Annotated in this window: 20 protein-coding genes and 1 tRNA gene; 17 read left to right on the top strand and 4 right to left on the bottom strand. The window is 61.1% G+C overall.

Annotated features, from left to right (window positions below; all coding sequences use genetic code 11):
* The first annotated feature begins 54 nt into the window (after positions 1 to 54).
* Positions 55 to 495, top strand: coding sequence for a TrgA family protein (locus tag U1A24_RS13210; RefSeq protein ID WP_322322440.1), 441 nt, complete (start codon positions 55 to 57; stop codon positions 493 to 495).
* Entirely contained in the window at positions 492 to 1,616 is a 1,125-nt protein-coding gene (locus U1A24_RS13205; RefSeq protein WP_322322439.1) for an NUDIX domain-containing protein, read from the top strand. The genes U1A24_RS13210 and U1A24_RS13205 overlap by 4 nt, the downstream gene beginning before the upstream one ends.
* 21 nt (positions 1,617 to 1,637) lie before the next feature.
* Here the strand turns inward: U1A24_RS13205 and U1A24_RS13200 are convergent, their stop codons facing one another.
* Genes U1A24_RS13200 through U1A24_RS13185 form a run of 4 tightly spaced genes read right to left on the bottom strand, consistent with a single transcriptional unit; the run spans position 1,638 to position 5,768 of the window.
* On the bottom strand, positions 1,638 to 2,801 hold the full coding sequence (locus U1A24_RS13200) for a Gfo/Idh/MocA family oxidoreductase (protein WP_322322438.1): 1,164 nt from the start codon (positions 2,799 to 2,801) through the stop codon (positions 1,638 to 1,640).
* Between the two features lie 12 nt (positions 2,802 to 2,813).
* Positions 2,814 to 3,659 (bottom strand): sugar phosphate isomerase/epimerase, encoded by an 846-nt coding sequence (locus U1A24_RS13195; RefSeq protein WP_322322437.1) that lies wholly within the window; start codon positions 3,657 to 3,659, stop codon positions 2,814 to 2,816.
* Positions 3,660 to 3,662: 3 nt separating this feature from the next.
* Complete coding sequence (locus U1A24_RS13190) at positions 3,663 to 4,718, bottom strand: sugar phosphate isomerase/epimerase (RefSeq protein ID WP_322322436.1); 1,056 nt, start codon at positions 4,716 to 4,718, stop codon at positions 3,663 to 3,665.
* Positions 4,719 to 4,727: 9 nt separating this feature from the next.
* The gene (locus U1A24_RS13185; RefSeq protein WP_322322435.1) at positions 4,728 to 5,768 is read right to left on the bottom strand and encodes a LacI family DNA-binding transcriptional regulator; all 1,041 of its coding nucleotides are present in this window, start codon (positions 5,766 to 5,768) and stop codon (positions 4,728 to 4,730) included.
* A 332-nt stretch (positions 5,769 to 6,100) separates the two neighbouring features.
* Between U1A24_RS13185 and U1A24_RS13180 the strand changes: the two genes are divergently transcribed.
* The 15 genes from U1A24_RS13180 (at position 6,101) to U1A24_RS13110 (ending at position 23,900) form a co-directional block, all read left to right on the top strand.
* Complete coding sequence (locus U1A24_RS13180; protein ID WP_322322434.1) at positions 6,101 to 7,330, top strand: ABC transporter substrate-binding protein; 1,230 nt, start codon at positions 6,101 to 6,103, stop codon at positions 7,328 to 7,330.
* 87 nt (positions 7,331 to 7,417) lie between these two features.
* Positions 7,418 to 8,311, top strand: a complete 894-nt coding sequence (locus tag U1A24_RS13175) for a sugar ABC transporter permease (RefSeq protein WP_322322433.1) — start codon at positions 7,418 to 7,420, stop codon at positions 8,309 to 8,311.
* Positions 8,304 to 9,230 carry a carbohydrate ABC transporter permease gene (locus tag U1A24_RS13170; RefSeq protein WP_416173492.1) on the top strand — a complete coding sequence of 309 codons (927 nt, stop codon included), beginning with the start codon at positions 8,304 to 8,306 and terminating at the stop codon, positions 9,228 to 9,230. Before U1A24_RS13175 ends, U1A24_RS13170 begins: the two co-directional genes overlap by 8 nt.
* A gap of 3 nt (positions 9,231 to 9,233) precedes the next feature.
* The gene (locus tag U1A24_RS13165; RefSeq protein ID WP_322322431.1) at positions 9,234 to 10,316 is read left to right on the top strand and encodes a sn-glycerol-3-phosphate ABC transporter ATP-binding protein UgpC; all 1,083 of its coding nucleotides are present in this window, start codon (positions 9,234 to 9,236) and stop codon (positions 10,314 to 10,316) included.
* 4 nt (positions 10,317 to 10,320) lie between these two features.
* The gene (locus U1A24_RS13160) at positions 10,321 to 12,711 is read left to right on the top strand and encodes a beta-mannosidase (protein WP_322322430.1); all 2,391 of its coding nucleotides are present in this window, start codon (positions 10,321 to 10,323) and stop codon (positions 12,709 to 12,711) included.
* A gap of 10 nt (positions 12,712 to 12,721) precedes the next feature.
* A complete protein-coding gene (locus U1A24_RS13155; protein ID WP_322322429.1) occupies positions 12,722 to 13,471 on the top strand; it encodes a sugar phosphate isomerase/epimerase in 750 nt (249 codons plus the stop codon).
* A 9-nt stretch (positions 13,472 to 13,480) separates the two neighbouring features.
* Positions 13,481 to 14,614: a Gfo/Idh/MocA family oxidoreductase gene (locus tag U1A24_RS13150; RefSeq protein ID WP_322322428.1), complete on the top strand. Its 1,134-nt coding sequence runs from the start codon at positions 13,481 to 13,483 to the stop codon at positions 14,612 to 14,614.
* 60 nt (positions 14,615 to 14,674) lie between these two features.
* Positions 14,675 to 16,252, top strand: coding sequence for a glycoside hydrolase family 43 protein (locus U1A24_RS13145; protein ID WP_322322427.1), 1,578 nt, complete (start codon positions 14,675 to 14,677; stop codon positions 16,250 to 16,252).
* A gap of 54 nt (positions 16,253 to 16,306) precedes the next feature.
* Positions 16,307 to 16,981 carry a GntR family transcriptional regulator gene (locus U1A24_RS13140; RefSeq protein ID WP_322322426.1) on the top strand — a complete coding sequence of 225 codons (675 nt, stop codon included), beginning with the start codon at positions 16,307 to 16,309 and terminating at the stop codon, positions 16,979 to 16,981.
* A gap of 121 nt (positions 16,982 to 17,102) precedes the next feature.
* Positions 17,103 to 18,488: an aspartate aminotransferase family protein gene (locus tag U1A24_RS13135; RefSeq protein WP_322322425.1), complete on the top strand. Its 1,386-nt coding sequence runs from the start codon at positions 17,103 to 17,105 to the stop codon at positions 18,486 to 18,488.
* Between the two features lie 201 nt (positions 18,489 to 18,689).
* Positions 18,690 to 19,229 (top strand): hypothetical protein, encoded by a 540-nt coding sequence (locus U1A24_RS13130; RefSeq protein ID WP_322322424.1) that lies wholly within the window; start codon positions 18,690 to 18,692, stop codon positions 19,227 to 19,229.
* A 238-nt stretch (positions 19,230 to 19,467) separates the two neighbouring features.
* Positions 19,468 to 20,502, top strand: a complete 1,035-nt coding sequence (locus U1A24_RS13125) for a cysteine synthase A (protein ID WP_322322423.1) — start codon at positions 19,468 to 19,470, stop codon at positions 20,500 to 20,502.
* Positions 20,499 to 22,991 (top strand): DUF3772 domain-containing protein, encoded by a 2,493-nt coding sequence (locus U1A24_RS13120; RefSeq protein ID WP_322322422.1) that lies wholly within the window; start codon positions 20,499 to 20,501, stop codon positions 22,989 to 22,991. The genes U1A24_RS13125 and U1A24_RS13120 overlap by 4 nt, the downstream gene beginning before the upstream one ends.
* Positions 22,988 to 23,710: an alanyl-tRNA editing protein gene (locus U1A24_RS13115; protein ID WP_322322421.1), complete on the top strand. Its 723-nt coding sequence runs from the start codon at positions 22,988 to 22,990 to the stop codon at positions 23,708 to 23,710. The genes U1A24_RS13120 and U1A24_RS13115 overlap by 4 nt, the downstream gene beginning before the upstream one ends.
* Before the next feature lie 100 nt (positions 23,711 to 23,810).
* Positions 23,811 to 23,900 (top strand) — tRNA-Ser (locus U1A24_RS13110).
* The last annotated feature ends 358 nt before the right edge of the window (positions 23,901 to 24,258 follow it).

Below are 24,258 nucleotides of genomic sequence, written 5' to 3'. Positions count from 1 at the left end.
GGCGGCGGGGGTCTGAAGTTTCAGTCGCTCAGGCCCAAGCTGTGAAGGACCGTCATGCCAACTGCCTCTAAACTTGTCGCCGCGATCGCTTATGCCTTGCTTGGCTTTGTCGCTGCACAGACTTTTGTCAAATATCTGCCAGAGGGCACGCCCTTGGGCTATTTTCGCGAAATCACTGCGGCGATTGGGTTCGCAGTGGGCTGGCTGGTGATGGGCAAACTGACGCGCAAGGGCTACCGGGAGGCGATCAACTCGGGTCTGGTGACGGCGCTGATCCTGGTGTTCTGGGCGCTGCTGGCATTTTCGGTATACTTCATGCTGAAAAAATCCACGCGAATGATGTATGATGGCCCGATGGAAGCTGTGGTGGGAATTTTCCAACTGATGTTTGACTATGGCAAAATGCTGGTGGTGCCAGATATGTTGGGCGTGATTTTGGTCGGGGGCGTTTTGGCGGGGCTGATCACGGAATGGGCAGGGAAACGCTGGTCGTGAACCGCCCTTATTTCTTTTACGGCACGTTGCGGCACCTGCCGCTGTTGGAGGCGGTGCTTGGCCATGAAGTCGTGGCCACGTCGGCTTGGTTGGCGGATCATGCGCTGTACTGGGTGAAGGATCGCAGTTTTCCAATTTTGATCGAAGAGCCGGGGACACGCACCGAGGGGATCTTGGTTACGGCTTGCTCTGAATCCGATGTGGCAAGGATGGATTTCTTCGAGGGCGGTTTCGGATTTAGCGGCCGCGTGATGGAGGTGATGCGCCACGATGGGGCGGTCGTGGCCCTGGTGTTTCATCCCGAGGCTTGCGCGCATCACTGCGAGCGCGGCGGAGTTTGGATGTTCGAGCAGTGGCAGCAACAGTTTGGTGCAGAATTTGTCGCGATGGCCAAGGATTATCTGGCGCAGTTCGGACTGAAGCCGCCGCGTGCGGTGGCGGCGCGGTTTGAGCAGATTCTGGCGCGCGGGGCGTCTCGGGTGCGGGCGGGGCAGGCTGCGGCGACCACGCTGCGCCATCACGCTGCATCGGGGGATGTGACAGTGGCGGCACTGCGCGAGCCCTATGCGCGGTTCTTTGCGATGGAAGAAATCGACGTCAGCTTTCGGCGTTTTGACGGCTCGATGAGCCCGCAGGTGACGCGGGCGGGGTTCATTGCGTGTGATGCCGTGACGGTGCTGCCCTATGACCCGCTGCGCGATCGGGTGTTGGTGGTGGATCAGTTCCGCGCCGGGCCCTATCTGCGCGGCGATCCACAGCCGTGGCAGATCGAGGCGATTGCGGGGCGGATTGATCCGGGCGAGGGGCCGGAAGCTGCGGCGCGGCGCGAAGCTGTGGAAGAGGCGGGGTTGGCGCTGACCGATCTGCTGCCGGTGGCCAGCTATTATCCGACGCCAGGGTGCTCGGCGGAATATCTCTATTCATTCGTGGCGCTGACCGATTTGCCGGATGCGGTGGCGGGGGTGTTTGGTGTGGAAGGCGAGGCGGAAGATATTCGCGGCCATCTGATCAGCTTTGATCGGCTGATGGCGTTGGTTGGGTCGGGCGAGATTTCCAACGCGCCGACGATCCTGACGGCCTTCTGGCTGGCGCAGAACCGCGAGCGGTTGCGCGGGGGCTGACCCCCGCGCGGTTTTGCAAGCTTACAGCGCCAGTTTGGTCCAGGCGCCATTCTTGTGCGATGACCGCACGCAGGCATCGACGAAGGCCACGCCTTCCAACCCCTCTTTCAGCCCCGGAAAGCTGACCGCCGCATCAACGGCGCTGCCATCACGGCGGGCAATGATGGCGCGACCGGCTTCGGCGTAGATGTTGGCGAAGCCTTCGAGATAGCCTTCGGGGTGGCCCGGCGGCACGCGGGTGACGCGGGCGGCGGCTTCGCCTGATCCGGCACCGCCACGGGTCAGCCGGTAGCGCGGTGCGCCGAACGGGGTGACCCAGAGGTAGTTCGGGTTCTCTTGCTCCCATTCGATGCCAGCTTTGGTGCCATAGATACGCAGGCGCAGGCCGTTTTCCTGACCGGACGCCACTTGGCTGCACCACAACATGCCGCGCGCGCCAGAGCTGTAGCGCATCAGCACATGGGCGTTATCATCGACGCGGCGACCGGGGACGAAGGCTTGCAGGTCGGCTGCAAGTTCCGACAGGGTCAGGCCGCTGACGAAATTGGCCAGATTGAACGCATGTGTGCCGATGTCGCCTGTGGCCCCGCCTGCGCCGGAGCGGGCAGGGTCGGTGCGCCAATCGGCTTGCTTGCTGCCCTCAACTTCATGGGCCAGCCAGTCTTGCGCGTATTCGACCTGCACCAGACGGATCTCGCCCAGATCGCCCGCCGCGACCATCGCCTTGGCCTGCCGGATCATCGGGTAGCCGGTGTAGTTATGGGTCAGCGCGAAGACCACGCCTGAGGCTTCGGCGGCTTTGGCCAGCTTTTTCGCCTCGGGCAAAGTTGCGGTCAGGGGTTTGTCGCAGATCACATGGATTCCGCGCTTCAGAAACTCCAGCGCGACAGGGGCGTGCATGTGGTTGGGGGTGACGATGGCGACGGCCTCGATGCCGTCTTTGCGCCGGGCTTCTTTCTGCGCCATTTCCGCGTATGAACCGTAGCTGCGCGCCACGCCAAGATCGGCGGCAGACGCGGCAGAGCGTTCGGGGTCAGACGAAAACGCGCCTGCTACCAGTTCATATTGGTCGTCGATCCGGCTGGCGATGCGGTGAACGGCACCGATGAACGCGCCGCGTCCGCCGCCGACCATGCCAAGACGGATGCGGGGAGCGCGGGCGGTATGGGCTGCAGTGATGGCCATAAGATGTCCTTTCTATCTGGCGAGACCGGCGCGGATCAGCGCAATGGCCTCGGTGGCAAGTTCGATTTCTGAGGTGAACAGCGGACGCCACACGCGGGTGGCGGCGGCGAGGTCGGGCAGGGCTTGCCCAAAGGCTTCGACCGAGACCCAGCCGCTAAACGCAGCATCGCGCAACGCGTGCAGGGTCGGCATCAGCGCCGCATGGCCGCGCCCCGGCGTGCCGCGGTCATTTTCCGAGATATGCACATGCCCAACGGCGGGCAGGGTTTGCACAAGCGCTGCGACCGGATTTTGCTCTTCGATATGGGCGTGAAAGCTGTCGTAGAGATAGCGGTAGTTCGGGCGATCTACCTCGGCCACCAGCCGGGCGGCATCGCGGGCGGTGTTCAGGATATAGCATTCAAACCGGTTGAGCGGCTCGACCATCAGCGCCAGATCGGGGCCAGCGTGATCGGCCATCGCCTGATGCGCAGAGACCAGACGCGCCCATTCGGCCTGGGTCGGGCCTTGTCCGCTGAACAGGCCAAGCGGCTGGGTGAACGGCCCCGCGATAGAGACCGCCCCCATTGCCTGCGCGCAATCGACCAACCAGCGCAGATGATCGCGGCCCGCTGCGGCGCAGGTTGGATCGTCTGACAGCGGGTTGTGCGCGGCATCGGGCAGGCTGCCGATCATCGCCGGGATCAGGCCCGCATCGCGCACGATTTGCCCGGCTTCGGCAGCCTCTGCCAAGCTGCCGCTGAAGAACGGCACCTCGACCCCCTGATAGCCCAAGCCCGGCAACTGTGCCAAAAGCGGCGCATGATCGCGCCGCAGCTTGGCTGTCCACAGCAGCAGGTTGATGCCGATGGTGATCAAGGCTTAGTCGAGCCCCAGCATCCGGCGGTTGGCGGCGCGGTCGGTGCCTGCATCGGCAAAATCGTCAAACGCCTTCTCAGTCACGCGGATCAGGTGTTTGGCGACGTAAGCCGCGCCTTCGCGCGCGCCGTCTTCCGGGTGCTTGATGCAGCATTCCCATTCCACCACCGCCCAGCCATCAAAGCCGTGTTGTGTCAGTTTTGAGAAGATGCCGCTGAAATCAACCTGCCCATCGCCTACCGAGCGGAAGCGGCCCGCGCGGTTGACCCAAGACTGGAAGCCACCGTAAACGCCTTGGCGGCCTGTCGGGTTCAACTCGGCATCCTTGACGTGGAACATCTTGATGCGTTCGTGGTAGATATCGATATGCTCAAGATAATCAAGGTGTTGCAGCACATAGTGGCTGGGATCATACAGCATGTTGGCACGGGGGTGGTTGTTCACACGCTCCAGAAACATCTCAAACGACACACCATCATGCAGGTCTTCGCCGGGGTGAATTTCATAGGCCAGATCAATGCCGCAGGCGTCGGCGTGGTTCAAAAGCGGAGTCCAGCGGCGGGCGAGTTCGTCAAAGGCTTCCTCGACCAGACCGGCGGGGCGCTGCGGCCACGGATAAAGGTAAGGCCAAGCCAAGGCACCCGAGAAGGTGGCATGTGCGGTGAGGCCAAGGTTCTTGCTGGCGGTCAGCGCCTTGCTGACCTGATCCACCGCCCAAGCCTGCCGGGCTTTCGGATTGCCGCGCACTTCTGGGGCAGCGAAGCCATCAAACTGGGTGTCATAGGCGGGATGGACGGCGACGAGTTGGCCTTGCAGGTGGGTGGAAAGCTCGGTGATCTCGACACCATTCGCGGCGGCAATCCCCTTCAATTCGTCGCAATAGGTTTTCGAGCTGGCGGCTTTGTCCAGATCAATCAGCCGCGCATCCCAGGACGGCACCTGCACGCCCTTGTAGCCGCAGTCGGCGGCCCATTTGGTGATCGAATCGAAGCTGTTGAATGGCGCGGCATCGCCTGCGAATTGCGCCAGAAACAGCGCTGGGCCTTTGATCGTCTTCATGGTCTCTCCCTAGTTTCCCGTGCGGAAGTCCGACGCTTGCGGCACTTCCAATGCTTGTCCTTCATCCGGCGCGCGCCCCTCTATCGCCGCGATCAGCGCGCGGGCCAGAAAGCTGCCAGCGCGGCCCACATCCTCCTGCACCACGATCATCTCTTTGCGAAAACGGTGCAACAGGCGGATGGCTTCTTTTGAGACGACATCCAGATTTTTGCCGATTTGCAGGCCCGCACGTTCTGCCCCGGCCACCGCCGCAATCGCCGAGGTGGTGGAGCCTGCGATGATCGCATCCGGTGCTGTGTCGGAAAAGCGCTGGGCGACGGCTGTTTCGATATCATCGGCGGAACTGTCCGAGGTGACACCTTCGGCCAATTCAAACCGCATGCCCCGCGCGGCGGCTTCCTGACTGGCCCCCATGATCATATGGCGGGCATACATGTGATTGCGTGGTGGGGCGATGATATAGACATGGCGGCGCTGCCGTTCAGCCAAGGCCTGCACGGCAAGACGCCCGAAGGTTTCATTGTCATAGTCGAAATACGGGTGCTCAAAGCCCATATCGGTGCGGCCATGCGTGGCGAAGGGGATGTGATGCTCGGCCAGATAGCGGATGCGCGGATCGTCCGGCTTGGTCTGATTGAGGATGATACCGTCGGCGCTTTCGGTCTCTACAATATAGCGCACCGGGTCCATCGGGTCCTGATCGCGGAAGAACGGCATCACCACCAGATGATAAGCGGTGCCGCGCAGGGCATCGGCGATGGAATACAAAAGCTTTGAGGTGTGGTTCATCACATCGGATTCGGTCGACAGCAGCAGGGCGATGACATTGGTCTTTCCGGTGCGCAAACGCACAGCTGCGCGGTTCTGGCGGTAGCCAAGACGCAGGGCGGTTTCGCGGACTCGGCGTTTGGTTTCCTCGCCAATATCCGGTGCGTCTTTCAGCGCCCGGCTGACCGTGGCAATCGCAAGCCCAGTGGCGGCGGCGATGGTTTTCAGCGTGGGCCGTTCCGCCCCGACCAAGGGCAGCGGTGATTCTGTCATCTCATCCATTCCCGAAGCCTGCGGCCTCTTTTGGCGGCAATCCGCGCATTCTTCCAGCCCTGTGATTCGGCGCCTACCCTTGCAAACGGGATGCGACGCCCCTTTCTGAGACCCTGCACGCAGGTCGCAACTTGCCCATAATTTCAGAGACTTCCTGTAACACGGGCCGTGACGCAGAGCAGGGTGAAAAGCTGGAACATCGACAGATGCCACCCCCAATCAAGGCCCAGAAATTTACAACCGACAAGCGAAAAGATTGCTTGATTGGAAAAACTATAACGTTATAGGATCGACTATAACGATATAGAAACCGCGAAAGCCTAACGATCTGGGAGGATCATATGAAGAATTGGAAACTGGCCGCTGGCCTGTTGTTGTCGGTTGCTTTGCCGCAGGCGGCGCTTGCGACCGATCTGGAAGTGACGCATTGGTGGACATCGGGCGGCGAAGCGGCGGCGGTGGCCGAGCTTGCCAAGGCGTTTGACGCCTCGGGTGACAAATGGGTGGATGGCGCGATTGCGGGCGGCGGCGATACGGCCCGCCCTGTGATGATCTCGCGGATCACCGGCGGCGATCCGATGGCGGCGACGCAGTTCAACCACGGCCAGCAAGCACTGGAACTGGTGCAGGCCGGCATGATGCTGGATCTGACCGATGTGGCCGAGGCCAACAAGTGGCGCGAAGTGGTCAATCCGGTCTCGCTGCTGGATGGCTGCACGATTGATGGCAAGGTCTACTGTGCGCCAATGAACATCCACTCGCCGGAATGGCTGTGGATCAATAACAAGATTTACGAAGATCTCGGCATCCCAGTGCCGACGAACTGGACCGAATTTGTAGCCTCTGCGCCGCAGGTTGAAGCCGCTGGCAAGATCCCGTTGGCGCTGGGTCGTCAGGCCTGGCAGTCGAACCTCGCGTTCAACGCGATCACCGTGGGTGTTGGCGGCTTGGATCTGTGGAAGAAGGTCAATGTCGATAAAGACATGGACGCGGCCGCTGGCCCGGAAATGCTCGCCGTGTTCCAGGCGACAGCCGAGGCGCGTAAGCTGGCGACGAAATCGACGGTGCAAGACTGGAACCAGGCCACCAACATGGTGATCAACGGTGATGCGGCTGGTCAGATCATGGGCGACTGGGCGCAGGGCGAGTTTGCCGTGGCTGGCAAGGTTGCGGGCACGGATTACACCTGCCTGCCGGGTCTGGGGCTGAACGCCTATCTCTCGACCGGGGGCGACGCGTTCTACTTCCCGAAACTGGCCGATCCCGAGCAGGAAGCTGCACAGAAACGTCTGGCCGCTGTGTTGGTCAGCCCGGAAGTGCAGGTGGCTTTCAACCTGAAGAAAGGCTCGCTGCCGATCCGCGGCGACATTGATATGTCTTCGGCCAATGACTGCATGAAGAAGGGCCTTGAGATCCTGAAATCCGGCAATGTCGTGCCCGCAGGCGATCAGGTCTGGTCGCCGGATGTGCAGACCCAGCTTGCCGACATGCAAAGCGAATTCTGGAGCGGCGACATGACCCCGGAAGATGCTCAGGCGCGTTATGTCGAGATCCTGAAAACCGGGCTTTAAGCCCTTCGCGGCAAAAAGCGCCGTCCGGTCGGTTCGGGCGGCGCTTTTTTAACCGGTGCATGGACATTTGCGGGGAGAATTCCGGGTATGGCAGGACATCCAAGGGGGCTGCGGCTGTTTCGCAACCTGAATGCCAAGGTGGCGGCGGTGCCGATGGTGCTGACCACGCTGGTGGTGTTTCTCGGCGGCACATTGTGGACGGTGCTGTATTCGTTCACCAATTCCAAGCTGTTACCACGCTGGGAGTTCGTCGGCCTTGATCAGTATCGGCGGCTTTGGTCGAATGATCTGTGGAATGCCGCGATCTGGAATTTGGCGTTTTATGGCGTGATGTCGCTGGTTTTCACCATTGTGATGGGGTTCGTGCTGGCGGTGCTGCTGGATCAGAAAATCCGATTTGAAGACACCTTCCGCACCATCATGCTGTATCCCTTCGCGCTGTCGTTCATCGTCACCGGGCTGGTCTGGCAATGGATTTTGAACCCCGAGATGGGGATTCAAGAGGTGGTGCGCCGGATGGGGTTTGAAACCTTCACCTTCGATCCGCTGCACAACCCCAATACCGTGCTCTATGGCCTGCTGATTGCGGGGCTGTGGCAGGGCACTGGTTTTACCATGTGCCTGATGCTGGCCGGCCTGCGCGGCATTGACGAAGATATCTGGAAAGCCTCCCGCGTTGACGGCATTCCAAAGTGGAAAACCTATATTTTTGTCGTGATCCCGATGATGCGCCCGGTGTTTATCACCACGTTGGTCATCGTCGCGGCGGGCATCATCAAGCTTTACGATCTGGTGGTGGCGCAAACCTCGGGTGGGCCGGGCAATGCCAGCCAAGTGCCTGCGATGTATGTCTATCGCTACATGTTCACCGCGCAGAACCTTGGCCAAGGCTTTGCCGCCAGCACGATGATGCTGTTGTCGGTGCTGATTGTGCTGATCCCCTGGGCCTATCTGGAATTCGGAGGCAAAAAGCATGGCTGATGCTGCAACACTCACGCCGCCGCTTGGAGCAATGACGGCCGTTCAGCCGCGCGGTGCCAAGCCGAAACGGCGGTTCTCTGGCGCAAATATCATGCTTTACGGCATCTTGTTCGTGGTCTCGATTTACTACCTGCTGCCGCTTTGGGTGATGGTGATGACCTCGCTGAAAGGCATGCCGGAAATCCGCATGGGCAATATCTTTGCGCCGCCGGTCGAGATCACCTTTCAGCCTTGGGTCAAGGCTTGGTCCGAGGCTTGCACCGGGTTGAACTGTGACGGGCTTTCAAGGGGCTTCTGGAACTCGGTGATGATCACGGTGCCTTCGGTGATCATCTCGATCATCGTGGCCTCGGTGAACGGCTATGCGCTGGTGAACTGGCGGTTCAAGGGCAGTGAAGTGTTCTTTACCATCCTGATTTTCGGCAGCTTCATTCCCTATCAGATCATGCTTTATCCCATCGTGATCCTGCTGCGTGAGTTGGGGATTTACGGCACGCTTTACGGTCTGATCCTTGTGCATACCATCTTCGGCATGCCGATCCTGACCCTGCTGTTTCGCAACTATTTCAGCAGCTTGCCGGAAGAGTTGTTCAAAGCCGCCCGCGTTGATGGCGCTGGGTTCTGGCGGATCTACTTTCAGATCATGGTGCCGATGAGCCTGCCGATTTTCGTGGTGGCGCTGATCCTGCAAATCACCGGGATCTGGAATGACTTCCTGTTCGGCGTGGTGTTCACCAAGCCCGAGATCTACCCGATGACGGTGCAGTTGAACAACATCGTCAACTCGGTGCAGGGCGTCAAGGAATACAACGTCAACATGGCGGCAACGCTGCTGACGGGCTTTGTGCCGCTGTTCATCTACTTCGTCTCTGGCAAACTCTTTGTTCGCGGCATTGCTGCTGGCGCCGTGAAAGGCTGACACATGACCCATTCCATCCAAGTTAAAGACCTGAGCTTGAATTTCGGTTCGGTTTCGGTGCTGAAAAACATGAATATCGACGTGGCAGAGGGCGAGTTTATCGTGCTGCTGGGGCCGTCGGGCTGCGGGAAATCGACCTTGCTGAACTGCTTGGCGGGGTTGTTGGATATCACCGACGGTGAAATCTGGATCAAGGGCAAGAACGTTACTTGGGCCGAACCCAGTGAGCGCGGCATCGGCATGGTGTTCCAGAGCTATGCTTTGTACCCGCAGATGACGGTGCGCGGAAACCTGTCGTTTGGTTTGAAAAACGCCAAGATGCCGAAGGACGAAATCGACAAACGCATCGCGCGGGCGGCTGGGATTTTGCAGATTGAACCGTTGTTGGACCGCAAGCCTGCGGCTTTGTCAGGCGGTCAGCGCCAGCGGGTGGCGATCGGGCGGGCCTTGGTGCGCGACGTTGATGTGTTCCTGTTTGACGAGCCATTGTCGAATTTGGACGCCAAGCTGCGCAGCGAATTGCGTGTGGAAATCAAGCGCTTGCACAGCCGGTTGAACAACACGATGGTTTATGTGACCCATGACCAGATTGAGGCTTTGACGCTGGCCGACCGCATTGCGGTGATGCGCGGTGGCCTGATCCAACAGCTTGCCGCGCCGCAGGAAATTTACAACCGCCCGTCGAACCTGTTCGTGGCCGGTTTCATCGGTAGCCCGTCGATGAACTTCCTGCATGGGGCGACGACGGATGGCGGGACGGCATTCCAATTCGCCAGCACCAAGATCAACCTTGCCGGCTATGAGGGCGGTGCGATTTTGGACCGCCCGAAAGCGATCCTTGGGTTGCGCCCCGAGCATCTGCAGATTCAGGACCACGCCGAACCGGGCCTCACGATTCCGGCGGTAGTGGAGATTGACGAGCCGATGGGCGCAGACAGTCTGGTCTGGCTGGAGGCTGAGGGCGGGGTGAAAATGTCGGTGCGTGTTCCCGTGGAGCGGCGGATGGCGGCAGGCACGCCGGTGCATCTGAAGGTGGATATCTCAAAGGCGTCGATCTTCGACACAGTGAGCGAACAACGGGTCTAAGATGATGGATTTGGCCGAAGGCTGGACGCTTTCTGACGAAAGCGGTGCATATTCTGTCGCCTTCGCTTTGCCGGGGGATGGCGTCAGCGCGCTTCATGCAGCGGGCGCGATTGCCGATCCCTATTGGGGCCGCAACGAATACGATCTGCGCTGGATTTGTGGCCGCGATTGGGTGGCGAAACGCAGCTTTAACGTCAGTCGCAGCGATCTGGCGTTGGTGGTGTCGATGCTGGACACGGTGGCCGAAATCGCGGTGAACGGGGTGACGGTGCTGGCCTCGGACAGCATGTTCCGCAGCTACCGCGTTGATCTGTCTGCCGTGCTTCGGCTGGGTGCGAATGACATCGCGATCACCTTCCGCTCGCCCGAGCTGGAGGCTGCCAAGCGCCAAGCCGCACAGCCGTATTTCGTGCCGTTCTCTGCCAATAACACCCCGATCCATAACGGAAACATGCTGCGCAAGCCGTCCTGCGATTTCGGTTGGGATTGGAACATCGCGCTGGGCAGTTTCGGGGTTTATGGCGACTTTTATCTGGAACCATTGGTGCAGGCGCGCATCGCGGCGGTCGGGGTTGCGCAATCGCATGCGGCCCATCGCGCGGTGGTGACGGTGACGGCAGAGCTGGAAGGTGAGGCCGAGGGCGCAGATGTGTCCTTCGCCCTGTGTGGGGTCAGCGCACAAGCCAAAGTGCAGCGCGGGCAGGCTGCGGCGGCGCTGGTGGTGGAAAACCCGGCTTTGTGGTGGCCAGCGGGGCAGGGCGCACAGCCGCTGCATGATCTAGTGATCGGCTTTGGCGATCAGGTCTTGACCCGCCGTATCGGTCTGCGCGATGCCGCCTTGGTCAATGTCAAAGACGCGGCAGGGCTGGGTTTCAAATTCCGCATCAATGGCCGCGATATCTTTGCCAAGGGCGCGAACTGGATCCCGCAGGATGCCTTGTCAGGCCGGATTACGCCGGAAGCCACCCGCGATCTGCTGCAATCGGCGGTGGATGCCAACATGAACATGATCCGTGTCTGGGGCGGTGGGCGCTACGAGCCGGATTGGTTCTACGACCTGTGCGATGAGTTGGGCCTGATGGTCTGGCAGGATTTCATGTTCTCCTGCCATATCTATCCCGCCGATGCGGCCTTCCTGAATGACGTGACGATTGAGGTCACCGAGCAAGCCAAGCGCCTGCACCACCACGCCAGTCTGGTGCTGTGGTGCGGCGACAATGAGTTGATCGGGGCGCTGACGTGGTTTCCCGAAACCCGTGCCAATCGGGATTTGTATCTGGTCGGCTATGATCGGCTGAACCGCACGATCGAAGCCGCGTTGAAAGCTGCGGTGCCGGATGCGGTGTGGTGGCCGTCCAGCCCCAGCCCCGGCCCGATGGATTTCGGCGATGCTTGGCATGATGATAGCAAGGGCGACATGCACTTCTGGTCGGTCTGGCATGAGGGCCGCGATTTCGACCACTACCGCGATGTAAGCCCAAGATTCTGCTCGGAATTTGGCTTCCAAAGCTACCCCAGCATGGATGTGATCCGCCGCTTCGCGGACTCCAAGGATTTCAACATCGCCGCCCCGGTGATGGAGAGCCATCAGAAAAACGCCGGTGGCAATGCGCGGATTGCGGAAACCATGTTCCGCTATTTCCGCTTCCCGGTGGATTTTGAGAATTTCGTCTACCTTAGCCAAGTTCAGCAGGGATTGGCAATCAAAACCGCCGTCACGCATTGGCGCAGTCTGAAACCGCATTGCATGGGGGCGCTGATCTGGCAGTTGAACGACACTTGGCCGGTGTGCTCGTGGTCCAGCCTTGATCACGGCGGCGGCTGGAAGCTTTTGCACCATATGGCGAAACAGTTTTTCCAAACGGTGCTGGTTTCGGCGGTTCCTGTCGACGGTGGCATCGAATTGCGTGCGGTGAATGACGGGCCTGCGCTGAAGGTGACGGTGAAGGCGCTGGCTGTGGCGATGGATGGCAGCATTCGCGACTTGGCAGAAGCCACGGTAAACGTCGGCGAAACCGCTGTTCTCGCTCTGAAAATCGACGCTGCCGATCTCGGTGTGCAAGAGATGCTGGCCTATACATGGTCAGACGGTGACACGCTGATTTCCGGCGATACGTTCGCGCCAAAGCCTTACAAACACTACGATCTTTTGCCTGCGCATCTGACGCATCAGGTTCAGAAGATCAATAGCCACTACGAAATCACCCTCTCTGCCGAGGCCCTCGCGCTGTTCGTCGCGGTGGAATCCGACCTGCCGGGGCGGTTCTCGCACAACGCCGTGACGCTGTTCCCCGGCTACCCCGACACCATCACCTTCACCCCCGCGCAATCTGGCGTGGAGCCCCGTTTCACCATCCGAGACCTTCATTCCGCGACCTATGGTCCGACTGCCTGAGGAGGCACTTATGTTCAGCTATCAACTCTATTCCTCGCGCAACTTCCCGCCCTTGGCGAAAACCTTGGAGATGCTGGCCGCAACCGGCTACCGCGCCGTCGAAGGCTTCGGCGGGCTTTATGCCGATCAAGCGGGCCTGAGCGATCTGCACGCGGGTCTGCACGCCTGTGGGCTGAAGATGCCTTCCGGGCATTTTGGGCTGTCACAGGTCGAGGATACCCCGGATTGGGCGATCAAAGTGGCCAAGACCTTGGGCATGGAACAGGTGATCGTGCCGTGGATCCACCCGGATGAGCGCCCGACGACCGGCAAAGGCTGGCACGATCTGGGCGCGCGGTTGCAGAAGGCAGGCGGGCCGATCCGCGATGCCGGGTTGAAATTCGGCTGGCACAACCACGACTTTGAATTTGTGAAAACCGCAGACGGCGCGATCCCGCAAACCGCTTTGTTCGAAGGTGGCCCGGATCTGGCGTGGGAGATGGACGTGGCTTGGGTGGTGCGCGGGGGTGCCGACCCGTTGGCGTGGATTGCCGATCACAAGTCCCGCATCGTCGCAGCCCATGTCAAAGACATCGCGGCCAAGGGTGAGAATCTGGCCGAAGATGGCTGGGCCGATCTCGGCTATGGGGTGGTGGATTGGACGGCGATCCTGCCCGCGCTGCGCAAAATTGGCGTCACGAATTTCGTGATGGAGCATGACAACCCCGCAGACCACGCGCGCTTTGCACGCCGCTCGCTGGCTTCGGCGGAAAAGCTGTAAGGATATATCATGGCAAATCTGGGCATTGGCATCATCGGATGCGGCAATATCTCGACCTCGTACCTGCGGCTGGCACCTTTGTTCAAAGGGCTGGAAGTGCGGGCGGTGGCCGATATGAACATGGCCACCGCGCAGGCGCGGGCGGCGGAATTTGGCGTCAAGGCGCAGTCAGTTGATGATCTGCTGGCGAATAATGACGTCGATGTGGTGATCAACCTGACCATCCCCGACGCGCATTATGCGGTGACCAAGCGGATTCTGGAGGCGGGTAAACACGCCTATTCGGAAAAGCCGCTGGTGCTGACGCTGGCCGAAGGCGTGGCTTTGCGCGATCTGGCTGCCAGCAAGGGTTTGGCTGTTGGCTGCGCCCCCGATACGTTCTTGGGCGGCACCCATCAGCAGGCCCGCGCCTTGATTGACGAGGGCAAGCTGGGGACCATCACCACAGGCTGTGCCGCGATCCAAGGCCACGGCCCGGAAAGCTGGCACCCGTCGCCCGATTTCTTCTATCTGCCCGGCGCGGGCCCGATCATGGATATGGGCCCGTATTACATCGCCAATCTGATCAACCTGCTCGGCCCGGTGCGCCGAGTGGGGGCGCTGACGTCGGCGGCGACGCCCACGCGGGTGATCGGGTCGGGTGACAAGGCGGGGCAAGAGATTGCGGTGAAAACCCCCAGCAACATTCAGGCGTTGCTGGAGTTCCACTCGGGTGCCACGATCAGCTTTTCGGCGTCTTGGGACGTTTGGCACCACAAGCGTAACCATTTCGAACTCTACGGAACCGAGGGCACGCTCTATGTCCCCGACCCGAACTTCTTCGGCGGGCCGCTGGAAATGGCCGGGCGCGATGGCGTGCTGCACACGGTTCAGGCTTGGGATCATCCTTTCGGCATCGTCAACCAGCAGGGCCATCGCGGCGAGGATCAGGCGAATTACCGCACTGCAGGCATGGCGGATATGGTGCTGGCGATCACTGAGGGGCGCGATGCGCGCTGCTCGCTGGAACGGACCTTGCACGGCGTTGATGTGATGACGGCGGCTTTGCGGTCTGGCGAGACGGGCGAGTTCATCACCCTGACCACGACCTGCACCCGGCCTGCGGCTTTGGGGCCGGATCAGGCGTGGGCTTTGCTGCGATAAACGATGCGGGGGTTTCACACCCCCGCACCCCCGTGGGATATTTTTGCACAGAGGATGCCCATGATCGAGAACCCGGTGTTGCGTGGCTTCAATGCCGATCCCTCGATCTGTCGGGTGGGGGGCGATTACTACATCGCCACCTCAACCTTTGAATGGTATCCCGGCGTGCAAATCCACCACTCCCGTGATCTGGTGAATTGGCGGCTGGTGGCGCGGCCTTTGAACCGTGCCAGCCAGTTGGATATGCGTGGCAACCCGGACAGTTGCGGCATCTGGGCGCCGTGCCTCAGCCATGCCGATGGCAGGTTCTGGCTGGTCTATACCGATGTAAAACGCCTCGACGGCGCGTTCAAGGATGCCCACAACTACATCGTCACATCCGAGACGATTGACGGCGATTGGTCGGACCCGATCTATGTCACCTCGTCGGGGTTTGATCCGTCGCTGTTTCACGACGACGATGGCCGCAAATGGTTCAGCAACATGCGCTGGAACCATCGGCCCAAAGGCAGCGGGTTGAACCCCGCGCAGGATCGCTTTGACGGGATTGAGCTGCAGGAATGGCATCCCGCACAGGGCCTGCTGGGCGAGGTTGCCACGATCTACACCGGCACCACGCTGGGCTTGACCGAAGCGCCGCATCTCTTCAAGCGCAATGGTTGGTATTACCTGACCACCGCCGAGGGCGGCACCGGCTATGATCATGCGGTGACGATGGCGCGGTCGCGCTCGATCTTCGGCCCGTATGAGACTCATCCCAATCAGCACCTGATGACCGCGCGCTTTGCCCCCGGCAATCCGATCCAGCGGGTTGGCCACGGCCAATATTTTGAGACACCCGAGGGCGAGGCCTTTCACAGCTATCTGTGTGGCCGACCCGTGCAGGGGCCGCATGGCGCGTTCTGTGCAACGGGACGTGAGACCGGGCTGGCGAAATGCGTCTGGGTCGAGGATTGGCTTTACCTTGAAGGCGGCGGGCTGGTGCCGCCTGCCACCTTGCCGGGGCCTGCCCGCGTGGCGGGGCCGTCGACCGTGCATGATCTGACCACCACTCTGCCGCCTGAATTCCAATGGCTGCGCACCCCGTATCCTGCGCGGATTTTTCAGATGACCGGGCAAGCCTTGCGCCTGACTGGCCGCGAAAGCTTGGGCAGCTGGTTTGAGCAAGCGCTTGTTGCCCGCCGCCAAGAAGATCAGGCCTATCGCGCCGAGACCACTATCCTCGCCGATCCGCCAAACTGGCAACGCGCGGCGGGGCTGACCACCTATTACAACCGCCACAAATTCCACGCCGCTTTGATCACGCATGAGCCTCAGATCGGTCGCTGTGCCCGCATCGTCTCGTGCATTGGCGACACGACCGAGGCTTTGACCTTCACCGATCCCGTGCCGGTGCCCGATGGTCCGATCACGCTGTCGGTCAAAGTTGACCGCGCCACCCAGCAGTTCTTCTGGGCGCAAGATGGCGCGCCGCAACCGCTTGGCCCTGTGCTCGACGCGTCGGTGATCTCGGATGAAGGCGGGCGCGGCGAGCATGCCTCGTTCACTGGGGCTTTCGTGGGCATGGTGGCCTATGATTTGACCGGGCAGGGCTGGAGTGCCGATTTCACCCATTTTGGCTATCATCCCACGGCGTGACAAACGGCGGGCTTGCAACATGGCCCATTGCCGTCATAAACGGCGGTCAGATCAATGAGTGCAGGCCGCATGACCGAAGACGCCCGTAAAATCCCGACCCATGAGGTCACCTACGCCCGCCTGCGCGACATGATCCTGTTTGGCGTGCTGGAACCCGGTCAACCGGTGACGATTCAGGGCCTGACCGCTGGGCTGGTGACCGGGATGACTCCGGTGCGCGAAGCGATCCGCCGACTGGCCGCCGAGGGGGCGCTGCTGCCGCAGGGCAACCGCCGCGTGACGGTGCCGCGTCTTACCGCCTCGGATCTGGCGCAAGTGGCCTTCGCGCGACTGACCATCGAGCCGCGTCTGGCGGAACTGGCGGCGGCGGCGGTGTCGCCTGCGCTAATCGAGCGTTTGACGGCGATTGACGCCCGCGTTGATGCCGCGATCCGTGCCGATGATGTCTCGGCCTATCTGCAAAACAACCATGCCTTCCATTTCGCGCTGTATGAGGCGGCGGGACCGGGGGTTCTGCTGGATATGGCACGCTCGCTCTGGCTGCGCTTTGGCCCAAGCCTGCGGGTGGTGTCGTCAAAATCCGGGGCGACCAGCCTGCCGGACAGCCACAAAGAGGCGCTTGCGGCGATGCGTTCGGGCGATGCTGCTGGTGTGGCCGCAGCGATTCACCGCGATATTGGCCAAGGCGTTGATCAGGTGCGCGCGGCCTTGCAGCGCGGTGAGATTTAGCCGGTTCTCTGCGTCCTGCAATAATTTGATCAAATTTCTTGAACCCCGCTGCGTTTGATCATATCCTGATCCAAAGGCCACCGGAATCGGCATGGCCCGCGCGTATCAAGAGGGTCATGCGATGAACAAAATCACCAACCACATGCCGACGGCTGAACTTCAGGCGCTGGATGCAGCCCACCACATGCACCCGTTCACCGCCAACGCCGCCCTTGGTAAAAAAGGCGCGCGGATCATGACGCAGGGCAAGGGTGTCTGGTTGACCGACTCGGAAGGCAACAAGATCATCGATGGCATGGCGGGGCTGTGGTGCGTCAACATCGGCTATGGCCGCCCGGAACTGGGCGAAGTGGCCAAGCGGCAGATGGATGAGCTGGCCTATTACAACACCTTCTTCCAGACCAGCCATGTGCCGGCCATCGCTTTGGCCGCCAAGATCGCCGAACTGGCCCCAGAAGGCATGAACCACACGTTCTTTGCCGGTTCGGGCTCGGAAGCCAATGACACCAACATCCGTCTGGTGCGGCGCTATTGGGATATCAAGGGCCAGCCGGAAAAGCGCATCATCATCGCGCGGACCAACGGCTATCACGGCTCGACCATCGGTGGCGGGTCTTTGGGCGGCATGTCAGGCATCCATGCCCATGGTGGCAAGATTGCGGGCGTGGTCCATATCGGCGAGCCGAACTATTGGGATCAGGGTGGCGATATGACGCCCGAGGCTTTCGGGCTGATGCGGGCGCAGGAATTGGAAAAGATGATCCTGAACCTTGGCGTCGAAAACGTCGCGGCCTTCATCGGCGAGCCTATTCAGGGCGCGGGTGGGGTGATCGTGCCGCCGTCGACCTACTGGCCGGAAATCCAGCGTATCGTCGACAAATACGGCATCCTGCTGATCGCGGATGAGGTGATCACCGGGTTTGGTCGCACTGGGAATTGGTTTGGCAGCCAGACCTTTGGCATCAAGCCGCATATCATGACGATCGCGAAGGGGCTCAGCTCGGGCTATCAGCCGATTGGCGGCTCAATTGTCTGTGATGAGGTGGCGGCGGTGCTGGGTTCGGATGAGTTCAACCACGGCTACACCTATTCCGGCCATCCGGTCGCGGCGGCGGTGGCGTTGGAGAACCTGCGGATCATGCAGGAAGAGAAGATCGTCGAGCATGTCCGCGATGTGGCGCATCCCTATTTGAAAGCGAAATGGGAAGCACTGGCGGATCATCCGATGGTGGGGGATGCGCAGCTGGTGGGGTTGATGGGCTCGATTGCCTTGACCCCGAACAAAGAGAAGCGGGCGAAGTTTTCCAGCGATACCGGGACGGTCGGCTATCGCTGCCGCGAGCGTTGCTTTGCCAACAATCTGATCATGCGGCATGTTGGGGATCGGATGATCATCGCGCCGCCTTTGGTGATCACGCCGGAAGAAATCGACGTGTTGATCGCGCGGGCCAAGACCTCGTTGGATGAGTGCTATGCGGGTCTGAAGGCGGACGGGTTGTTTAAGTGATCTGAAGCCGATTTTAGAAAAAGATGGGGGGCGAGGCTGGAAGGCTTCGCCCTTTTCTTTTGTGGTCCGCGCGTGGACCGATAGGGTTGTGCCGTATTATCAAGGGGTTGGTTTTCGGCGTTAATGTCTTGTTAGAAGTTGTGGGGGCCAGTGGCGCAGGGCTATATGGCCCGTGAAATGGTGGGATTGTAGGAGTTTAGTATGCGGAGACTGTGGATGCGGGCGCTTGGTTTGGGTGCGTTGGGGTTGCTTGCCGCTTGCGTCGGAGCGGGTTCTGGTAATTTCGGCGCTGGCAGCAAGACCGAAGCGATTGTGGGGCCGTATCGCGTGACATGGATGAAAGGCCCAGAGCTTACCCGCCAGAATGACGGTTTGACGCCGCTGATGTTCATGTTCGCTTGGGCATCGCCCGCTGGCGGGGCGGGGGTGTCTGAGGCGGATTGGCAGAGGGAAGCGGCATTGCAGGGGGTGGATGTCTACACGCTGCGCTCGATCATGGGACCAGAGGTTTACAATGGTAAAAACGGCCGGTTGGCGATCTGCACGATTGGCGCGATTGATGAAGGCCTCTGCGGCCACCAGTTGAACCTTTCGGTCGCACAACGTGCGGCAATGGCACAGCAGGCTTTGGCTGTCGCGCAGACCTGCCGTTGGGTGGGGTTTGATCCGGCTTACAATGCGCTGGTGTCCAATGCGGCGGGCGCTGCGTCCCATATGCTGCATGTGCGGGCCGATTGCTGAGGCATGCGGTAGAGCGCCTGATGGCAGCGCTTATCGGAGGCGTCGAAGCCTCCGGCGGGAATATTTAAGCCAGTATGAAAGCCCATGGGTGGGGATTGTTTGGGCTGGCGGGGGATTGCTGGAACGCGGTTCAACGCCGCTTGCACAAGCCGCGCGGATTTCCTTTTCGGTGGGGCTGCGCTTGAGTTTGCCTGTGCGCTCGCCTATTCCTTTGGCAACGGTATAAAGGATGGACCCGATGCGGATTCACAGTGACCTGGCTGACACGATTGGCAACACCCCGCTTTTGAAGCTGAAACGGGCGTCTGAGATCACCGGTTGCACGATTTTGGGCAAATGCGAGTTTCTCAATCCCGGTCAGTCGGTGAAGGATCGCGCGGCGCTGTATATGATCCGCGATGCGGTCGCCAAAGGCCAGTTGAAGCCCGGCGGCACGATTGTCGAAGGCACGGCGGGCAACACCGGGATTGGTTTGGCGCTGGTCGGGGCCAGCATGGGGTTTCGCACCGTGATCGTGATCCCTGAGACGCAGAGCCAAGAGAAAAAAGACATGCTGCGGCTGGCGGGTGCTGAATTGGTGCAGGTGCCAGCGGCCCCGTATAAGAACCCGAACAACTATGTGCGTTATTCGGGCCGTCTGGCCGAGGCTTTGGCGCGGACCGAGCCGAACGGCGCGATCTGGGCCAATCAGTTTGACAATGTCGCCAACCGGCTGAGCCATATCGAGACCACCGGCCCCGAGATCTGGGAGCAGACCGGCGGCAAGGTGGATGGCTTCATCTGTGCGGTGGGCTCTGGTGGCACTTTGGCGGGCGTCGGCATGGCGTTGCAGCCGAAGGGCGTGAAGATCGGTCTGGCCGACCCGGAAGGTGCTGCGCTGCACGCGTTCTACACCACCGGCAAGTTCGATGCGCCCGGCACGTCGATCACCGAAGGCATCGGGCAGGGCCGGATTACCGCCAATCTGGAAGGCTTCACCCCGGATTTCAGCTATCGCATCCCAGATGCCGAGGCGCTGCCCCTGTGCTTTGAAATGCTGGAGGATGAGGGGATTTGTCTGGGCGGCTCGTCCGGTATCAACATCGCAGGGGCGGTGCGGATGGCGCGCGAAATGGGGCCGGGGCATACCATCGTCACCATCCTGTGCGACTATGGCAACCGCTATCAGTCCAAGCTGTATAACCCGGCGTTCCTGAAGGAAAAGGGGTTGCCGGTGCCGCAATGGCTGGACCGTGCGCCGTCGAATATCCCGACGGTGTTTGAAGACGCATGATTGGCTTGATGTTGCGCAGGGGTCTGCTAGTTCTGGCGCTGCTGCTGGCAACGCTGGCGCAGACTGGGGCCGTTCTGGCGCAAGACGCGCCTGCGGAAAGCGATTACAAAGCCTTTGACAGCATTGTGTCGCAGACCGAAGATCTGGTCGCCAAAGCCGAGGTCAGTGATGAGCGGCTGAGCAGTATGCGCGCCGAAATGGTGAAGTGGCGCTCTACGTTCACCGCTGCGCAGGGGGTGAATGCGGACCAGATCGCCACGGTCAAAAACCAGATTGCAGCGCTTGGTCCGACGCCGACCGAGGGTCAGACCGAGGATCCGAGCATTGCCAAGCGGCGGGTTGATCTGAACGACGCGCTGGCCAAGCTGCAAGTGCCCGTGCTGACCGCCGCCGAGTCCTCCACCCGCGCGGACAGCACTATCGGCGCGATAGACAAGCTGATCCGCGAACGTCAGGCCGACAAACTGCTGCGTCTGTCGCCCTCTGCGGTCAATCCGGTGAACTGGCCGCCTGCGGTGTCGATGTTTCGCTGGATGGGGCAGTGGATCTGGGATGAAACCCGCTGGCGTTTCACCCGGCCGATGAACGTCGATCAGTTGCGCGACAACGCGCCGCTGATTGTGGGGCTGCTGCTGGCCGCGATGATCCTGCTGGTGCGGGGCGGGCATTGGATGCGGCGGCTGACCTATTGGCTGCTGACCAAGACCCATATGCGCGGGCGCAACCTGATCTCGGGTTTTGTCTCGCTGGGGCAGGTGGTGCTGCCGGTGGCGGGGGCGATCCTGCTGTGGATGGCGCTGGAGCGCACCTCGCTGTTTGGTCCGATCATCCTGTCGCTGTTCGAAACCTTGCCGGCTGTGGTGCTGGTGATCTTCCTGACGCGCTGGCTGGCGAACCGGATTTTTCCGGCCGACCCTGCGCAGGAAAGTGCGCTTGGCTTTGGCGTGGAAGGCCGCACAGAGGGCCGTCTGCAAGCGGTGCTGCTGGGCGTGTCTGTGGCGCTTTACGATCTGGTGGCGGCGTGGATCGTGCCGCGCGCGGCCAATTTTCTGGGCGGATCGGCCAGCAACATCGCGGCAGATCGCGCACAGCAGGTGGCGCAGGCGACCGATGCGGCGATTTCGGTGCTGGTCGTGCCATTGCAGATCTTCGCGGCGCTGGCGCTGTTTCGGCTGGGCCAGATCTTGCGGCGCCAAAGCGCGGCGGGGCAGGGCGACGCGGATGCGGCGTTCCGCTCGACCCTGGTGTATTGGGTGTCTTCTGCCGCCATCGCCATCGCGGTGATCGCCCCGACGCTGGGCGTGATCGGCTATGTCAGTGCGGCAAACGCGCTGATCTGGCCTGCGATCAACACGCTGTCGCTGTTTGCGATGCTGGTGGTTCTGCAAGGCTTTGTGGCCGAGCTTTACGTCACCTTCACCCGCGCGCCTGAGGCGCGCCACGATGCGCTGATGCCGCTGCTGGCCGGGTTCGTGATTGCGCTTGCGGCGCTGCCGTTGCTGGCCCTGATCTGGGGCGCGCGGGTGGTCGATCTGGTGGAGTTGTGGGGTTCGTTCCGCAGCGGCGTTTCGCTGGGCGGGGTGCGGATTTCGCCGACCAGCTTCCTGATCCTCGCGGCGGTATTCGCGATCTGTTATGCGGTGACCCGGCTGTTGCAGGGTGGGCTGAAATCTTCGATCCTGCCGCGCACCTCGCTGGATCAGGGCGGCCAGAATGCTGTCGTGTCAGGCGTGGGCTATGCCGGGATCTTTCTGTCGGCGCTGCTGGCGATCAACGCGGCGGGGATTGATCTGTCGGGCTTCGCCTTGGTGGCGTCGGCCCTGTCGGTGGGCATCGGTTTTGGCCTGCAGACGATTGTGTCGAACTTCGTGTCAGGCGTGATCTTGTTGGTGGAGCGTCCGGTGTCTGAGGGCGACTGGATCGAGGTTGGCACCACGTCCGGCATCGTCAAGGCGATCTCGGTGCGCTCGACCCGGATCCAGACCTTTGACCGCTCTGACGTGATCGTGCCGAACTCGGATCTGATCACCGGGCGGGTGACGAACTGGACGCGGTTCAATCTGTCGGGCCGGGTAATCGTGCCGGTTTCGGTGCCGTTCACCTCGGACAGCCGCCTGGTCGAGGCGATCCTGCGGGAGATCGTCGAGGCGCAGCCTCTGGCGATTTTGACGCCACCGCCGGTTATTGCGCTGATGGGCTTCACGGCTGAGCTGATGAATTTCGAGATCCGCATGATCATCCGCGACATCAATTTTCAGGTCGCCGTGCGGTCCGAGATCAACCACCAGATTGCCGAGCGTTTCCGGGCCGAGGGTATCCTGTTCTCGAACGCCCATCGCGATTATCTGAAGCGGCTGGCGGATGAGGCTGCGGCGGATGCCGAAGCCAAGGCCGAGGAACAAGCCGCATTGGACGCTGTTGCTGTGTTTTTGGCCGAGCCGGACGCCGCCCCTAAAAGCCGCCCAAAAGCCAAGGACACTGGCGTATGACCACGCATCTGCTGTTTCGCGACGACGCCTATCTGCGCGAGGCCGAGGCCGCCGTGCTGGCCCATACGCCGGAGGGCGGCATCGTGCTGGATGCCTCGATCTTTTACGCCACAGCGGGCGGGCAGCCCGGTGACAGCGGCCTGATCGCGTGGTCCGGCGGCAGGATGCCGATTGCCACTGCGGTGAAGGTCGAAGGCGGGCTGATAGCCCTGGTGCCTGCCGAGGCCACCGCCTTGCCGCCGGTCGGTAGTAAAATCACCCAGCGCCTCGACTGGCACCGCCGCCACCGCCATATGCGGGTGCATACCGCGCTGCATTTGCTCTCGGTGGTGATCCCGTTGCCGGTGACGGGCGGACAGATCGGTGCCGACAAAGGCCGTCTCGACTTCATGATGCCAGAGCCACCGCAAGATGTGGCCGCCCTCAACGCCGCGCTTAACCTGTTGATCGAGCGTGATCTTCCGATCACGGAATCGTGGATCAGCGATGCCGAATTGCTGGCGAATCCGCAGCTTATCAAAACAATGTCGGTCAGCCCACCAATGGGGCAGGGCCGCATTCGTCTGGTGCGGATCGGGCAGGGCGAGGCGCAGGTTGATCTGCAGCCCTGCGGCGGCACCCATGTCGCCCGCACTGCCGAGATCGGTCGGGTCGAGATCGGCAAGATTGAAAACAAAGGCAAACAAAACCGTCGGGTGTCCTTGCTGCTGATTGACTAGGCCCGGATGCAGAGGGGCGGAAAATCTGACGAAATCGCCAAGAAAACCAAATCTCCCCCCCTTGCGCCCCGCCGCAGTTGCAGGCTAAACACCCCGCAACGGATCGGTGGCCGAGTGGTCGAAGGCGCACGCCTGGAAAGTGTGTAGGCGGGGAACCGTCTCTAGGGTTCGAATCCCTATCGATCCGCCAAATATCCTTGAAATCATTGAATAATTCAGAATTTTCGAGATGTAATCATCTACCGACCCATCATAGAAAAACGCTTAGGCCAGCTTCATTTGCCGACTCTATGTCAGTTTATCGGATTTTCGCGTGATGCGGGCCACAAGAGCCTTTAGCTTGGCTATCGGCGCCCTTCGCGGTGCTGGCGGCAGTGCGGCTTCAATGACTTCCCAAGGAACCACTCTGCGCTGAGCGGCGCATTGTGAGGCGTTGCGACTGGGTGCGGCTAGGATGTTTTGATAGGCGCGGTCCAGATCGGCTTCTGGTAGTCCTAGCGTCTCAGCCAGCCAGAACAGCATCGGGGCGCATTGAATGTGGTTCCAGA

Source organism: Cypionkella sp., from assembly GCF_034376685.1.
GTDB lineage: Bacteria > Pseudomonadota > Alphaproteobacteria > Rhodobacterales > Rhodobacteraceae > Cypionkella.
The sequence above is the reverse complement of the archived record's forward strand: the minus strand, read 5'-3'. Positions and strand labels throughout refer to the sequence as shown.